Genomic DNA, 13,598 nt, shown 5'->3' with positions numbered 1-13,598 from the left:
GAGTTCTCAGCCATCGTCATTCCCCCTTCCGCTTCAGGTCGTCCTGATCGCAGCCGACAACACCGGCCACCACCGCAAGGCCGTCTCCAGGCTCAAGCGAGCCTTCGACGATCTGCTTGCAGTAGGCGTAGACGGCCTCTGCCTTGCCGGAGATGATCGCCGGGCAATCGTCCGGCTTCGGGTAGGACTCGATTGCCGCATGCTTCTGTGCCTTCAGGACCGACACGTCGCCGCCGTAGTTGGTCGCGGCAACAAGCATCCGTGCGACATTCAGAAGCCAAAGGTTTGAGGGCGACGGCTGTTGTGCGGCAAGGCCGTCGCCCTCGGACGCGGCGGTGGCGGATGCCGCGTCATTAACCGGCGGGGCGGGGGTGTCCTCGCCGGTATTCGGTTCGATGATTTCGCCCGTTAGAGCGTCGTGGGGCTCGTCGGTCTGTTCGGCCACGAATGACCGGCTGAAGCCTTCTTGCTCGTCCTGGGGCTCCTGTGTGGCGCTGTTGGCGCGCAGGCGGGCCATGACCGGGCTTTCGGGCGGCGTGACGTCCTTCGCATTGTCGGGGCCTCGGAACTGCTCGGCCTCGTCGCGGTCGTAGACGCCAAGAATGACTTCAGGGCAGTGACGACGCGCCCACGACCGGGCGGCGAAGTATCCAAGCTGCTGTTGCGGGTCCGACTTCCAGAGCGGAGAGTTCTTGACCGTGATGGATCCGATTGGCGGCGTCGTGTACTCGCACTCGTCGCCATCGAGAATGCCGGTGACCGTGCAGGTCATTTCGCCGCCGGTGCCATCGTAGCGGTATTTCAGCCGCCCCTTGATGCCTGAGCGCGTGTTAACGACTGCCGCGATAAGCTGCGCCTCATAGGCGATCGCGCCGTTGACGGCGTAGCTCTTGGAGGCCACAGCGAAGGGCGAAAGTTCCCATTCCATCGCCTGGAGGGCCACCGCCATGCAGGCGCCGGCATTGCCGCGCAGATGCTTCGGAAGAGCGATATCAGCGCGGCACATCACCTCGGCGAACTTAACCACCTCGGCGAGGTTCTGCGGGGCGATCTTGGCGCCGGTCCCGGTGCTGGAGATCCCGACCGAATCCATCGGCAGGCGTTCTTGAGATGTCGCAAGCTGGTTCATGCTGCCTCCAATTCGATCTTGATGCGGGTCTTTGCCCATGCCGGCATTTCGGTGTAGCCAAACTCGCGGTTGAAGCCGTCGAAACCGGGCCATGCCTTGCGCTTCAGGCATTCCTCGACCATGGCGATCGCCTTGCGCGCCTGGCGCTCGCCGAGATCAATGTCCTCGTCCTTCAACTGCAGAACGCGAACGTCGTAAGGCGGGGCCTTCTCGACAAATACGAAGGTGAATGAGGAGAAGGCGTCGGCGCCGAGCACGTCGCGAACGATCATGCGCAACAGGCCGGCCTGGACGTGATAGCCGTGATTGTAGATGGCCTTGGACAGGCTTTCGTCATCGACGCTGGCTGCCGTCTTCAAGTCGACGAAATCACCGCTGTCGTTCGGCACGACGTCGGGACGGGCTTTCAGCCAGATCTTGCCGTGCTTCGAGAACAGCGACCGTTCGACGCGACCGTTCAGGATACCCAGCCGGATTGGCTCTTTGCGCTTGAGCGCGTCGGCGATGTTCCGGATATGCTCGATCTCGGGCAGGGTGATGACGACACGACCGGCGTTGGCCTGTTCCGCCAGCCACTTCTTGCAGACGGTCTTGTTGCCGTGCCATGCCTCGCCATCGATCTTGTCGGGCCGAAGCACATAGCGCTCCTTGAACCCGTCTTCGCCGAGAAGCAGCATGTGCGCCGCCTTGCCGAACTCGAGCGATGATTTCTCATCGCGATCGAAAGGCTTGGGATTATACGGGCTGTATGCCCAGTACTCGGACGGCCGGCGCAGGACGGCGCGCAAGCCAGAGCTCGAAATTGAGAAGGCCGGGAAGAGGTTCGTGTCGGTGTGGTAAGCCTCGATCGGCACGCCGCGGTAAACACCCGGCGCGGTGATCTGCCCGCCGGCATACGGCCGTTCGGACTTCATGCCCTTGATCAGTTTCGCAGCAATCCCGCCGATCGACTGGAAGCCGTCGCGGTCAATATCTACTCGTGTCATGCCGATATCCCCTCGAAACGGAGTTCGCGTTTTGCCTGTGCCGTGTTCCCGGCAATGCGTTGGTGAAATGCTGCCCGACCGGCGACGGCCTCGTCGTGCAAAGCCAGAAGGCCGAGGCGATCGAGATAGGCGCGGATCGCGTCTTCAAGGCCCTTGTCGGTGACGCCGGCTGCCCAATAGGCCTCGAAGGCGTCGTGCAATGCGGATTTGTCCAGGGTGCTCTGGGTGCTCACAGCCGGCCCTCCGCTTTGTCGATTGCCTTGTCGATGCGGCAGATCAGGAGCGCCTTGTTGTCGTCGCCTCGGGCCGTGTTCGGCAGCCAGTAGTCGAGAATGTCGGCCTTCGCGGCCTTCAAGGCGCCGAGCATTTCCGCAATGAGGGTTGCCTCGATTCTAGAAGCCGCGGCTGCATTCTGATGGCGCTCGACCTCGGCGCGGTCATCGAAGTAGTCTTCGCACTCGATGAGAACTTCGATCAGATCGGCCCAGACGGTTTCGGGAGCCGCAGCGACCATGCTTCTGTAGATGCGCTCAAGGTCGGCATAGAACGGCGTATCGAAATCTCGCATTGCGGCGGCGGACATCGCTTCTGTCGGCTCGACCGGGACCAGCTTCCACTTGCTCATAACCGCACCGCCCCGGAAACGAGCCCCTGCTGACGCGCGTTGTAAGTGCCGTGCGAGCGCTGTTGCGAGTTGTGTCCGATCGGGCCTTCAAACTGAGCTTCCTTGATCGAAGCGCCGAAAGCGTCATCCAGTGCATCGGACAGCGAAGCCTTGAGGCTCGATGCGAAATACTCGCCGTGCTCACCGCAGAACCAGACGTAGTTTCCGAAGCACTCGACGAACTGGCCGAAGCATTCTTCCAGCGTGTCGCGTGTCGCTTGCGGTCCCATCCGGTCGGCGCCCGACTTCATCAGAGCTTCCGTGGCGGCTTCAAGATTTGGCCTGATATCGAGAATGCTCATCGTCTCATTCCTCGCGCTGGTTCGTGATCCTTGGGTTGTAGGGAGGTCAGTCTTCAGTCGGTGTAGAGACAGGTGACGACGTAGGAGTACTTGCCTCCGCCGAGCGCCTTGAACGTGTAGTGGGGACGGAAGGCGTCACCCATGCTGCATCCGGGCTTGCGATAGTCTGCCTGCCACTCGGCGTGCGGGATGGCCTTGTAGATCCGCTCTCGGCAGACCTTTTCGACTTCCTCGGCGGGCAGATCGCTGGACACGTCGTATTCGTAGTAGCTGTCGCCGTAGGCGCGCTTCTGGCCCGAATGCGTGTTGGTGAACTTGACGCCGTTGATCGTGTCTGTCTGGCGGTCGATGTGTGCCGTGATCGTCATCGGTCATTCCTCGTTGCTCTCCCCCGTGGGGGTGTGGAGTGGTTGGTTAGGCGGCGTTCTCTCGCGCCCAATACTCGTCGATGTATCGCTTGGCGCCGTTCAAGCCGGCCATCTGCATCTGGCAGACAGGGCCGTCAGCGCCTTCGTTGACGCAATCGAACCGCATGTTGTGGACGTGGTAGATCCTGAAACCCTTGTACTTAGTCGGGGTCGCGTCGGTTTCGTAGAACTCCGGTCCGTACGTCGTGTCGTGGGGCTTGTGGCAACGGTTGCGGTAGCGAGCCATCACAGGCTCCTACCGTCAGGGCCGCGACCGAACTTCGCCAGCCAGCGAACAGCGCCGGCATAGGTCTTGAAAGTCTTGCTCTGGCTGAAGAGGAGAGCGGTGAACTTGCCATTCATCTCGAAGACACCGCAGCTAATGCTCTCGTTGTTCCCCATGTCGATCGTGTAGGCCATCATCGTTCTCCGTTCGGTTGACTGTCTCAGCGGGCAGATCGGTCGAGACTTCTTCGTGCCGCTTTCGATGTTGATGAGAATACCGGTTTGGTATGGACGCGTCAATACCAGAGTGGTATAAAAAATCATGACGCACAAAACCATTTCGGTATCGCCCGACTATCACACTCGCCGAATCAGGGAAATCTTGAAGCGCTATCCGCCTGAGCCTGTAGGGTCTTTCCTGCGGTTGCAGAGGCGGTGGATCAGGCGCGTGGTACAGATGGTAGACATCACACCGAAGGAGCGCCTGGCAGCACTTTTCATAGGATCATTCATGACGCCGAGCGTGCCATTTTGCTTTGCCAGCATGGACTACATATGCCGGCACACTGGATGCGAGCGCACGACGGTTCACAGGGTTGTGATCGAGTTGGAAAAGCGGGGATTCATGCTCGTCGATCGAGCGAAGCGTGGCGGCAACGTGTACAGAATAGCGATGCCGTACTGACGCTTTATGTTGCGTGGGTGCAACCTATCTTATGTTGCAGGGGTGCAACCCTATATAAGACGGGGGTTGATATAGACGGAGAGTCTATTTCTTTTTGGTTCTGCTCTTGAGAAGGATAAATGAGGATAGGTGAGGGCTATCCTTTAGGCTTGAGGTGCTGTTCGATCAGTTCTCGAGCCATTTTCGAAACGCCGAAAGCGTCATCGCCTTGCTGCTCGATCAGCAACAGCGCGAACTCGTAAAGCTCGATTTCGTCTCGTTCGGTGAGAACGCCTTTCCGGCGCAGTGTCGAAACCAGCGAAGCAACCAAAGCCGCAGTTGTAATCCCCACGGCTGACGTGTGCGTTATGGCCGCGTCTTTGCTCAAGCTATTCCCGCAAGCGCGATGAAATGCACTGAGACCACGCTCGATGCCGGAAAACGGAGCTCCTTAGGCGGATTGAACTGCTCGAGCACGAGTTCGATCGAATTGTGCCTCACGAACTTCTTCACGTAGGCGTGCGGAATGCTGTGTTCGTTGACGCGGATCTGCGCGACGACGTAATCGCCCTTTCGGACCCGTCGCCTTGGATCGATGAAACAGACTTCGCCGTCCTCGTAGCGGGGAGCCATGGACTCGCCGGAGACGGCTACCGCATAGGCATCGCTGATATGTGAGATGACCGGAGGCGCCATTACTTCGAAAAGAACCGTTCCGTTCATCAGAAACTCCCCATCAACGCCACCAACTGCCTGGCCGTACACCGGAATTTTCCGGCCATGACCGACTATCTTATCGCCAATCTTGGCGTTGGGAAGCTCAAACGGGTCATCAGAGTTACTAGGGTATGCAGGGGTTACGGTCGGATCATCCTCGGGCCAGCCGAACATCAAAATCTCGGGCGTGACGTTGAGATGCGCAGAAATGCGCTCGGCCCACTCCTTGGTGAGCTTCCGTTCTCCCGACTCCAGGCGCTTGATCTGTGGTTGTGAAGTGCCGGCGGCTTCGGCCAGCTGCTGCTGGCTCATTCCTAGCACCTCACGTAAGTCTTTGATCATATTCATATTCCAAGGATATTCCAGAATGGTTTCGTATTCAAAAACCGTTTTGGTATAAATAATCGTTGCATTCCGATACCAGTTTGGTATGGTTATCGGCATGAAGCTAGAAACCTACATCTCCGACAACGATCTGACTCATGAGGCTTTCGGCAAACTCGTCGGGGCCACCCAGGTCACCATCAACAGATACGTGAACGGGAAGCGGTTCCCGTCTCGCGACATGATGCGAAGGATCCACGAGGCCACGGAAGGGCAGGTAACTGTCTCTGATTGGTTCGAGATGGAGGTGCAGGCGTGAGCACCCTTGTTGAGCGCATCCGATACCGCCTTGAGGCGACCGGCAAGAACGCGACCTCGGTCGCTGAGGAAATCGGCGCAAACCGGACCTTGGTCAGAGACATCCTTATCGGCAAATCCCGGTCCCCCAGCCTCGACACTGTTCGGGCTCTGTGTGGTCCGCTGGAATGCAGCCTTGCCTACCTCGTAGGCATCGAAGAGCCGGAAGACGCTGAGGAACCTATCAACAAGTTCTGGATGGTCTACGGCATCGGGCAACAGCAGCCGACTTACCGCCACTACTCGTTCTCGCAAGCGGCCGACGAGGCCAAGCGTCTCGCGGGACAGAACCCTGGCATCCAGTTCGTTGTCCTTGAGGCGCTCGAAGCTTTCAAGGCTGAAAGACCACGCATCATCACAATCGGCGTCGTCGAAGATGCCGATGACGGAATCCCATTCTAGGAGAGCGAGATGACCTGGCTTGAGCAATTCATGCATGAACTCATCAGCCCCGCTGACGCGGCGGAATGGGTGAGGATCTGGGGCCTTCTGGCCGTCCTCGTCGCTCTCGTTCTGTTCTTGTGAGGCGGTCATGAGCGACTTCATCCAACAGTATCCGGCTCTCTTCTGGGCGTTGCTGATGTTCGTCGGCATCGTTGGTGTGATCCTTCTGGCGATGACGATCGGGCCGATGTTCCGGGCGTTCCGTCGCGAGCAGCAGGAGACCCAGAAACGAGAAACGGCCCTGATGGGCCGCTATCACGATCTTCAAGATTCCATTCGCCGTTCTCAGGTGTGACATGTCTCGCCCTCTTACGGCTCTCCAACTCTTTCGCCTTGGCCGCGATACCGCGACCATCGCTAATATTCTTCGGATCTCCGAGGCAGAAGCGCTTCAGCAAGTTACCAGCCAGCGTTGCGCCGCCCTCGGTCGTCCTGATCCATATTCAACAAACTTGGTCCCCGCGGTGCGGGAAGTCCCCCTTAGCCGTTCTGGCCGGGTGGCTTACGCGGGGCGCGAGTAACTCCTTTTGTGAATGCCGCCGCGGTGGTTCCGATGAGTTCAAATTATCGGATCCAGCAAGGAGCGCATTCACGATGTCAGAGAATCAAATTCACGAACGGGGCATCAAAGCCATGAGTACGGCGGTAGCGGCAGAGTATGTGAAGAAGATGGTTGCGCGGGAAACCGCGGGCAACGGGGACGTCGAAAATGCGGTTCGGCGTCTGGCTCGTAAGCACGGGCTCTCCTTCTGGCAAATCATGCATCTCCGGGCAGGGCGGGCGAAGTCGATCACGGTCGACGCGTTCACGACCATCCGGCGGGCATATCTCGAATATTGCGAGGCTGAGATCCGGGCCTTGCAGCATGAAATTCAACGGGATCGGGATCGGTACGAGAGCAATGACGATCTGCAGCATTTGGAAGCTGAAGCTCAAGCGCTGGCTGAAAAGGTTCGGCTGGCACGAGAAAGGATAGGGTGAATGGCATACAAGGAACCACAGCATGAGTACGCGTCTGGCAGGGCGGCCACCTCTTACGCCCTCGACCCGCCGGCAAAGCAGCATTTCAACGCAGTAGAGCACGCACGCAACGTCATGGAGGCGGCAAGCGGTCTCTCCAATCGCGTGAATGCCCTCGTGTCGCGCCTTATGGGGCCGTCAGGTCCGTCTTTCGAGGATGTATGCGACAGCGGGCGCCCGACGTACGGCCCCGGCATCTTCCCCAGCCTTCACGACGCCAGCGACGAAACCGGCCTCGCCATCCGCAAGGCCAACGAAGCTCTCGACCGTCTGGAAAAGGAGCTTGCATGATGCTGGTCAACGACACCGAGAAGGCAGCCCGCGAGCGCCGCATCCTGTTCTCCTACTACCACAAGAAGGACCGCGACATCGCGGCCCAGATCAAGGCGCTCGGCGAGCAGAAGAAATCGAACCGTCAGAACGCCAAGGCAAGCGGCTTCCCGGCGCAGAAGCTTGACCACTACCTGAAATCCTTCAACGCCGAAGACCAGCAGAAGCCGGTCGATAAGCTCAAGTCCGAGCGCGAGAACCTCGAATGGCTCGGCTATATCCCGGCGACCAGCGGCGGCGACTTGCTGTCCCAGGTCGATCGTGTCGACGGCGAGCAGATGATCCAAGCGAAGGGCTTCCATGCTGGCCTGACGGGTCTCGATCGCGTCTCGAGCTACGACGCTGGCTCTGTCGACGACAAGCTCTGGCTGGAAAGCTACGACGCTGGCCGCAAGGAATACGACACCGAGATCCCCGACATTCTGGCGCGCGTCCAAGCCGCCGCGACGAATGAGGAACCGGCGGCCGACCCCGGCGATGGCGACCCGTTCCAGACCGATATCGAAGACTGACGGTCCCTCCCAGCCCGCCCAACCTCCCGGCGGGCCACCTGGCGCAGCGCGAATGCTGCGGTTTTCTTCCGAAGGTTGGTCAAGATGAACATCATCCCCCGCATACAGTCCTACACGTGCCCATGCTGCAACGGCTTCATCGGTGAAGCTGCTCCGATCGAGATGGTTGTGGAGCGCGTCCCTCGCGGCCAGCAGCGCGCAATGCTCGATCTCCTCGCCAAGCGCATAGGCCGAACCGTGGCCAAGGCTTCGCTGATCTCGGTTCTGTTTGACGAACGACCGGACGGCGGTCCGGAACTCGTCGACAACGTGATCAATTCGCAGATGTGCCGCCTCCGCAAGCTGGTCGAAAGCTTCGGCTGGTCGATCGTGACAACTGGCGGCGGGCGCGGGTCCGAAGTCTTCTATCGCCTCATTCCAGCGGAGGCGAGCCAATGAAGGTGATCGCATTTGACCCCTCGAAAACCACCGGCTGGGCATGGCGCGATTGCGCGCGGGATCACTCGGCGATCCGTTGCGGCGTTTTCCAGATGCCCGATAAAGCCGACCACTATTACACGGCCGACCAGATCGGCTTGAAGGTCAAGACGTTTATCAAGGAACTGATGGACAACAAGGAAGCCGGCAAGCCCGATTTTGCCGTCCTCGAAGAGCAGAGCCTTGCCAAGATCGGCAACACCAGCGCCGACGCCATGATTTATCCGTGGCTGGCTACCTCGGCGATCGTCGCCACGCTCGCCAACTTCGGCATTCCCTATGGCACGCTGCCGGCGGCGACATGGCGCGTGGCCTTCTACGGCAAGGGCTTCAAGCCACCGCTTGACAGCAAGGGCAAGAAGGACTGGAAGGGCGCCGCCATCGCCGCGTGCGAGCAAATGAACATCACCCTGCCGCCCCAGAAGACGCTTGCGCACAATGCGGCGGAAGCCTGCGCTCTGGCGATCTGCTGCCAGGTCAAGGCGATGAAGGTTCACGCCGGCCGTTATCAGCCCGCATGGGTGGCGCTGCAGATGGCGCGCAACATCAAGCCCGCCGGCGCCGATCTGTTCGGGAGCGCGGCATGAGGCTCTTCAACTGGCCATGGGGAGACCTCGAGCCCCACACGTACGATTTCATCATGTCCGACTTCGCGTGGCGCTACAAACTGCGCTCGAGCAAGGGCGAAGCTAAGTCAGCGCAGGCGCATTATCGATGCATGCCGCTCGAGGAGATCAAGGCTCTGCCCGTCTTAGATCTCTGCCTCGATAACGCTCTGCACTGGATGTGGGCGACCAACCCCATGCTCGACAAGGCGATCGAGGTCATGCGCGCTCAGGGCTTCGAGTTCAAGACGGCCGGCACATGGCTCAAGACGACCGTTCACGGCAAGATCGGTTTCGGCACTGGCTACATCCTTCGCTCGAGCAACGAGCCCTTTATCATCGGCACTCGAGGCAAGCCCAAAACCACGAAGTCCGTTCGGTCTGGCTTCCTTGGCCTAGCTCGAGAGCATTCCCGAAAACCGGATGAAGCATATCAGGCGGCTGAAAAACTAATGCCCAACGCTCGGCGCCTGGAGCTGTTTTCCCGCACAGATCGACCCGGTTGGGATCACTTCGGCGACGAAACAGGAAAATTCGGAGAGGCCGCATGAACATGCACGACACCACCTTTCGCCGCGAACTCCCCAACAACATCGAGGCAGAGCAAGCCCTGCTCGGGGCGATCTTCATCAACAACGACGTGATGGACGCGTTGCCGTCGACACTCGACCCCCGGCATTTCTTCGAGCCGATCCATGCCGAAACATTCGATGTGATGACCGAGCAACGAAAGGCTGGCCGCCTGATCAACCCGGTGACGATCAAGACGCTGATATCGCAAGGTATGGTCGGCGACATGACGGTGTCCCAGTACCTGGCGCACCTCGCCATCAATGCCGTATCGGCTGTCAACGCCCCTCACTTCGCAGCCGCCGTCATGGACTGTGCCGCCCGGCGGGCTTGCATCGCTTTGGGCGAGCGCATGGAAGAGGTGGCCCATTCTCCCGATGGCGACATTCTGGATCAAGTGGACACCCTGCGGGGGCGGTTCGAAGACGTGATGAAGACGTTGGAAGGCGAACCGGACACTAGCCACGAAGCCGCCGAGACATACCTGCAGGCGATCACCAGCGGGCGCAATGCCGAATCCAATCTCGGCGTTCCGATCCCCCTGAAAGAGCTTGAGGTTGTCCTGAGCGATCACCTTTTCCGAGAAAAACGCCTGATCGGGCTCCTGTCGAGCAGCGGCGAGGGCAAGACATCCCTGACGATGCAGATCGTCTACCGCGCCTTGGACGCCGACCACCCTGTTCTCATCCTCAGCTACGACCAGACCCGCGAAGAATGCGTGGCCCAAATGGCAGCGCAGAACCTGGGCACCGAGCTACGGCGCCAGCTGGACAACCTCCTGAGTCAGGATGAGGTGGAGAAGTGCTATGCCTTCGCCCGCAAGATCTTCCAGAAGCCTTTCGACGTCATCGACTGCGGCGAGAAGGACACGGTGGAGCGCCTCTGCGCCAAGGCCAAGCGGTTCATGAAGAAGCACCGCAACGGCAAGACGCCCCTGATCGTCATTGACCATATTCGGGCGATCAAGTGGGACGGGGGCCCAGCAGACGAGGGCACCAAGGCCCTCACGATCGGCCAGCGGCTGAAATCCCTCGCCAAGGACAACAGCGCCGCGGTGCTTGTCTTGCAGCAGCGGTCAGGCTCTGGCCTTCGCCGAGACAACCCCCGGCCTATCCCGGCTGACCTCTACGGCGGCGAGGCTGCCCGCCAGCCGTTCGATACGATCTTCTATCTCTACCGGGCAGAGCTTCACATGAACCGTCAGCTGGATACGGCGAAGGATACGAGCGACGCCGAGTCCATACGCACTCGGTTCCGCCAGACCTTCGGGGCCGAAGTGGAAGGCAAGGCAGAACTCGGTTGCCTGAAACTCCGATTCGGAGATCCCCGCATCAAGAAACATGTCCGCTTCGACGAGAAGCTAACCCGATACGTGTCTGAGGCGCCAGCCGTCGCGCAGGAAAGGATGCTTTGATGAACGAATTCGCCGGCTATACCAAGCCCGTTCCGGGCGGCCATTGGGGCATGCTCCGCTTTGCCAAAGACGGTCAGCCGAACCCGATCATGGGGCCCGAAGACAAGCCGATGGTCTTCCCGACCGAGCTTGAAGCCCTGCGCGCCGTCAACGCCCATCTGCTCCGATATTTCAACGGCACCTATCTGCGCTGCGGCGTGAAGGCCGAGCGGCACGCCAAGGCGGAATCGCTGTTCCCGACGCTGCGGCCGCGCAAGGTCGTGGGACTGAGGAGGGAGACGGCATGATGTGGGTACAAGCCGAATCCTATACCAGCGCCGCCGATATGGAGCGGCAGTATGCAGCCCGGCGCGCGAGGCTGATGGGCAAGCCGGCGCAAGAGGCCCGCCCCGGGCCGGTAGAGCGCCCCGAACCAGCCATCGTCCTCGTCTATCGAGACCAGAACCCCAAGGATGCCCATGTCCGCGCATGGGAATACTGGAAGGCCGAGATGGGCAGCCCGTGCAGGGCCTACATCAAGCGCCGCTGCGATGAACTCGGCGTGGCATACGAAGCGGTGATCGGCCCGAGCCGCATTCAGAAGTTCGTCGATGCCCGGCAACTGCTGATGTGGGAGATCAAGACCATCGTCAAGCCGTCGATCTCCTGGCCAGAGCTTGGCCGGCTATTCGGCGGACGGGATCACACCACCGCATTTCACGCGGTCCACAAGGTCGAAGCCTCACAAGGTGAACGACGAGGCACAGACTGGCTCGAGCGCAAGGCGCGGTCCGCGAAGGCGACCCACGAGCGGCGGAAGGCGAGGGGCGCATGAGCAAGGGCCGGCTCGACGCTCTCCTTGACGGCCTCGGCATCAAGTTGGTGCCGGTCTACCGCCGACGACTGGCAGCACAGAGCCACGCCCGCGGCACCATGCACGAGATCCGCAACCAGTACGGCGACGGCCATCTCGTCATGACGCTGCGATGCATCCGCCAGACGAAGAACAACAGAGATGAGCTTTGGTCGGAAACGATCGGCGCCGTGTCCGATATCCTCATACAGCGCCCAGACTGGGCCATAGAGCGCGCTGGCGCCGTTCTCGATGCCTTCGACCACATTCCCCTCGGCATCTTGCGTGGTAAAGCCGTCGCGCGCCGTCCTTGGCCTGTACGCGCAACCCTTCGCACCCTGATTTACGAACACCTCGAAAGGATCCTTGATGAGCCAGAGCAACGCCTTGCGGTTTGATGACATGATCTGCGAAGAGATGGCGCGCATTGCCGACGCCGTCATGATTGTGCGAGCGCGCTTTATAGAGGCGGCCGACACCATGGCTCACCTAGACGTGCGCAACCTACGGCCGGCGGCTGTGCGATCGTTCTGGCCGACCATCCAAGACGAAACAGTCGGCGGCCATGCGGCAGGATATGACATCAACGGCAACCGGGTGCGCTACACACCATCGTCGGCCGCCATATCCAGGGCAGAGGAAGTCATGTACGGTTGGCTCCTCGATCATGTGCAGGATGACGAGCGCCGGATACTGCTCGGCAAGTGGTCGATGTGCATGGCTTCGCCGAAGCAAGCCGGATCATTCCGGCAGTTCTGCCAGAAAACAGGCCGGTCGCGTAGTACGGCAGAGCGCCGCTTGAATAATGAATTTCAAAACGTTTCCAGCGCGTTGATCAAAAACGCTAAATCGTTACATGAGCCGAACTGGTCGAGGGTGGTGCCAATGGTCCCGAACTGGGCTATTGATCCAAGTATAGTCGCGAGACGTCCACCCAAGAACCCAACGCACATGATCGCCGACGACGGCAGACCAAGTAGCAGGGATTGGGCGAGCAGCGCGGCATAGGCTTACCATGGATGCTAAGGCGCCCAGCCATACCTGTTAAGGCCACACAGCCCCGTCCCCGGATAACCCGAGGGCGGGGTTTCGCTTTGAGGAGATGAGCGTGAGCTACACCATCATCCGCGATTACGCCGAAGAGCGCCGCCAGTTCGAAAACAGGATCAACGCCGTGCTGCGTCATTGCCGCATCGGCAAGGTGACCAGTAAGCCCGCCAAGTCGCCCTCTGAACAGTTGAAGGGTCTCCACCTTCGCCCAACTGGCTGGCACCCGCTGACGGGCTCGTCTTCGGCTAAGCCGTGGTTCGCATCGTAATGACCAAGCCCCGCCCACCGAGAGGGTGGTTTGTCCCCTGGTTCGGAAACCCAAAGCCAACGGGAGGGAAGGGATGAGCCCGAACATCGGATATCTCAAGCTGATCGATCGCCAGCCCCGGACATGGCGCCTCTACGACGCAGACGGCAACGTGATCGAGACCGGTGACTGCGTCCGATGCACGCAGAGCGCGATGAACCGCGACATGCGGATTGCAACGATACACTGAGGGGGAAGGGATGAGACTTCACAAGAAGGCAGACGGAATTTTGATGATCAGCGCAGATGGTCGTGGTCGCTA

At 60.1% G+C, this 13,598-nt stretch carries 26 protein-coding genes; 15 read left to right on the top strand and 11 right to left on the bottom strand.

The features are described 5' to 3' along the window. Window positions 1–16: 16 nt before the first annotated feature. The 8 genes from JVX98_RS13400 to JVX98_RS13365 are packed head-to-tail and all read right to left on the bottom strand — an operon-like array spanning window position 17 to window position 3,908. Complete coding sequence (locus JVX98_RS13400) at window positions 17–1,129, bottom strand: recombinase RecT (protein WP_205238925.1); 1,113 nt, start codon at window positions 1,127–1,129, stop codon at window positions 17–19. Next, the gene (locus JVX98_RS13395; RefSeq protein ID WP_205238924.1) at window positions 1,126–2,115 is read right to left on the bottom strand and encodes a PD-(D/E)XK nuclease-like domain-containing protein; all 990 of its coding nucleotides are present in this window, start codon (window positions 2,113–2,115) and stop codon (window positions 1,126–1,128) included. Before JVX98_RS13395 ends, JVX98_RS13400 begins: the two co-directional genes overlap by 4 nt. Continuing rightward, a complete protein-coding gene (locus JVX98_RS13390) occupies window positions 2,112–2,348 on the bottom strand; it encodes a hypothetical protein (protein WP_205238923.1) in 237 nt (78 codons plus the stop codon). The genes JVX98_RS13395 and JVX98_RS13390 overlap by 4 nt, the downstream gene beginning before the upstream one ends. Continuing rightward, a complete protein-coding gene (locus JVX98_RS13385; RefSeq protein ID WP_205238922.1) occupies window positions 2,345–2,740 on the bottom strand; it encodes a hypothetical protein in 396 nt (131 codons plus the stop codon). The genes JVX98_RS13390 and JVX98_RS13385 overlap by 4 nt, the downstream gene beginning before the upstream one ends. After that, complete coding sequence (locus JVX98_RS13380; protein WP_205238921.1) at window positions 2,737–3,081, bottom strand: hypothetical protein; 345 nt, start codon at window positions 3,079–3,081, stop codon at window positions 2,737–2,739. The genes JVX98_RS13385 and JVX98_RS13380 overlap by 4 nt, the downstream gene beginning before the upstream one ends. A 53-nt stretch (window positions 3,082–3,134) precedes the next feature. Continuing rightward, window positions 3,135–3,449, bottom strand: coding sequence for a hypothetical protein (locus tag JVX98_RS13375; protein WP_205238920.1), 315 nt, complete (start codon window positions 3,447–3,449; stop codon window positions 3,135–3,137). A gap of 46 nt (window positions 3,450–3,495) precedes the next feature. Beyond that, a complete protein-coding gene (locus JVX98_RS13370; RefSeq protein ID WP_205238919.1) occupies window positions 3,496–3,735 on the bottom strand; it encodes a hypothetical protein in 240 nt (79 codons plus the stop codon). Further along, a complete protein-coding gene (locus JVX98_RS13365; RefSeq protein WP_205238918.1) occupies window positions 3,735–3,908 on the bottom strand; it encodes a DUF1391 family protein in 174 nt (57 codons plus the stop codon). Before JVX98_RS13365 ends, JVX98_RS13370 begins: the two co-directional genes overlap by 1 nt. A 127-nt stretch (window positions 3,909–4,035) precedes the next feature. On the opposite strand from JVX98_RS13365, the gene JVX98_RS32680 reads away from it, so the two are divergent. Further along, a complete protein-coding gene (locus tag JVX98_RS32680; protein ID WP_371826544.1) occupies window positions 4,036–4,398 on the top strand; it encodes a helix-turn-helix domain-containing protein in 363 nt (120 codons plus the stop codon). Window positions 4,399–4,534: 136 nt separating this feature from the next. Here the strand turns inward: JVX98_RS32680 and JVX98_RS13355 are convergent, their stop codons facing one another. The 3 genes from JVX98_RS13355 to JVX98_RS32340 are packed head-to-tail and all read right to left on the bottom strand — an operon-like array spanning window position 4,535 to window position 6,321. Continuing rightward, window positions 4,535–4,765: a hypothetical protein gene (locus tag JVX98_RS13355; RefSeq protein WP_205238916.1), complete on the bottom strand. Its 231-nt coding sequence runs from the start codon at window positions 4,763–4,765 to the stop codon at window positions 4,535–4,537. Then, complete coding sequence (locus JVX98_RS13350; RefSeq protein ID WP_205238915.1) at window positions 4,762–5,538, bottom strand: helix-turn-helix transcriptional regulator; 777 nt, start codon at window positions 5,536–5,538, stop codon at window positions 4,762–4,764. Before JVX98_RS13350 ends, JVX98_RS13355 begins: the two co-directional genes overlap by 4 nt. Window positions 5,539–5,574: 36 nt before the next feature. After that, complete coding sequence (locus JVX98_RS32340; protein WP_246765022.1) at window positions 5,575–6,321, bottom strand: hypothetical protein; 747 nt, start codon at window positions 6,319–6,321, stop codon at window positions 5,575–5,577. Here JVX98_RS32340 and JVX98_RS13335 point away from each other — a divergent pair. The 14 genes from JVX98_RS13335 to JVX98_RS13270 all read left to right on the top strand — a co-directional run bounded on the left by JVX98_RS13335 (window position 6,308) and on the right by JVX98_RS13270 (window position 13,526). Then, window positions 6,308–6,514: a hypothetical protein gene (locus tag JVX98_RS13335; RefSeq protein WP_205238912.1), complete on the top strand. Its 207-nt coding sequence runs from the start codon at window positions 6,308–6,310 to the stop codon at window positions 6,512–6,514. The genes JVX98_RS32340 and JVX98_RS13335 overlap by 14 nt on opposite strands. 299 nt (window positions 6,515–6,813) lie before the next feature. Then, window positions 6,814–7,200: a hypothetical protein gene (locus JVX98_RS13330; RefSeq protein WP_205238911.1), complete on the top strand. Its 387-nt coding sequence runs from the start codon at window positions 6,814–6,816 to the stop codon at window positions 7,198–7,200. After that, entirely contained in the window at window positions 7,201–7,530 is a 330-nt protein-coding gene (locus JVX98_RS13325) for a hypothetical protein (protein ID WP_205238910.1), read from the top strand. Beyond that, window positions 7,527–8,081: a hypothetical protein gene (locus JVX98_RS13320; RefSeq protein ID WP_205238909.1), complete on the top strand. Its 555-nt coding sequence runs from the start codon at window positions 7,527–7,529 to the stop codon at window positions 8,079–8,081. Before JVX98_RS13325 ends, JVX98_RS13320 begins: the two co-directional genes overlap by 4 nt. A gap of 84 nt (window positions 8,082–8,165) precedes the next feature. Continuing rightward, a complete protein-coding gene (locus JVX98_RS13315; RefSeq protein WP_205238908.1) occupies window positions 8,166–8,519 on the top strand; it encodes a helix-turn-helix domain-containing protein in 354 nt (117 codons plus the stop codon). After that, complete coding sequence (locus JVX98_RS13310; RefSeq protein WP_205238907.1) at window positions 8,516–9,145, top strand: hypothetical protein; 630 nt, start codon at window positions 8,516–8,518, stop codon at window positions 9,143–9,145. The genes JVX98_RS13315 and JVX98_RS13310 overlap by 4 nt, the downstream gene beginning before the upstream one ends. Continuing rightward, on the top strand, window positions 9,142–9,714 hold the full coding sequence (locus JVX98_RS13305; RefSeq protein WP_205238906.1) for an MT-A70 family methyltransferase: 573 nt from the start codon (window positions 9,142–9,144) through the stop codon (window positions 9,712–9,714). Before JVX98_RS13310 ends, JVX98_RS13305 begins: the two co-directional genes overlap by 4 nt. Beyond that, entirely contained in the window at window positions 9,711–11,147 is a 1,437-nt protein-coding gene (locus JVX98_RS13300; protein WP_205238905.1) for a DnaB-like helicase C-terminal domain-containing protein, read from the top strand. Before JVX98_RS13305 ends, JVX98_RS13300 begins: the two co-directional genes overlap by 4 nt. Continuing rightward, window positions 11,147–11,434, top strand: a complete 288-nt coding sequence (locus JVX98_RS13295) for a hypothetical protein (protein WP_205238904.1) — start codon at window positions 11,147–11,149, stop codon at window positions 11,432–11,434. The genes JVX98_RS13300 and JVX98_RS13295 overlap by 1 nt, the downstream gene beginning before the upstream one ends. Continuing rightward, window positions 11,431–11,961: a helix-turn-helix domain-containing protein gene (locus tag JVX98_RS13290; protein WP_205238903.1), complete on the top strand. Its 531-nt coding sequence runs from the start codon at window positions 11,431–11,433 to the stop codon at window positions 11,959–11,961. The genes JVX98_RS13295 and JVX98_RS13290 overlap by 4 nt, the downstream gene beginning before the upstream one ends. After that, a complete protein-coding gene (locus JVX98_RS13285) occupies window positions 11,958–12,377 on the top strand; it encodes a hypothetical protein (RefSeq protein ID WP_205238902.1) in 420 nt (139 codons plus the stop codon). The genes JVX98_RS13290 and JVX98_RS13285 overlap by 4 nt, the downstream gene beginning before the upstream one ends. Beyond that, on the top strand, window positions 12,349–12,987 hold the full coding sequence (locus tag JVX98_RS13280) for a DUF6362 family protein (RefSeq protein WP_205238901.1): 639 nt from the start codon (window positions 12,349–12,351) through the stop codon (window positions 12,985–12,987). Before JVX98_RS13285 ends, JVX98_RS13280 begins: the two co-directional genes overlap by 29 nt. A gap of 100 nt (window positions 12,988–13,087) precedes the next feature. Continuing rightward, window positions 13,088–13,297, top strand: coding sequence for a hypothetical protein (locus JVX98_RS13275; RefSeq protein WP_205238900.1), 210 nt, complete (start codon window positions 13,088–13,090; stop codon window positions 13,295–13,297). A 73-nt stretch (window positions 13,298–13,370) separates the two neighbouring features. Then, on the top strand, window positions 13,371–13,526 hold the full coding sequence (locus tag JVX98_RS13270; RefSeq protein WP_205238899.1) for a hypothetical protein: 156 nt from the start codon (window positions 13,371–13,373) through the stop codon (window positions 13,524–13,526). The last annotated feature ends 72 nt before the right edge of the window (window positions 13,527–13,598 follow it).

It is taken from the genome of Ensifer sp. PDNC004, assembly GCF_016919405.1.
In the GTDB taxonomy this organism is placed as follows: domain Bacteria; phylum Pseudomonadota; class Alphaproteobacteria; order Rhizobiales; family Rhizobiaceae; genus Ensifer.
The sequence above is the reverse complement of the archived record's forward strand: the minus strand, read 5'-3'. Positions and strand labels throughout refer to the sequence as shown.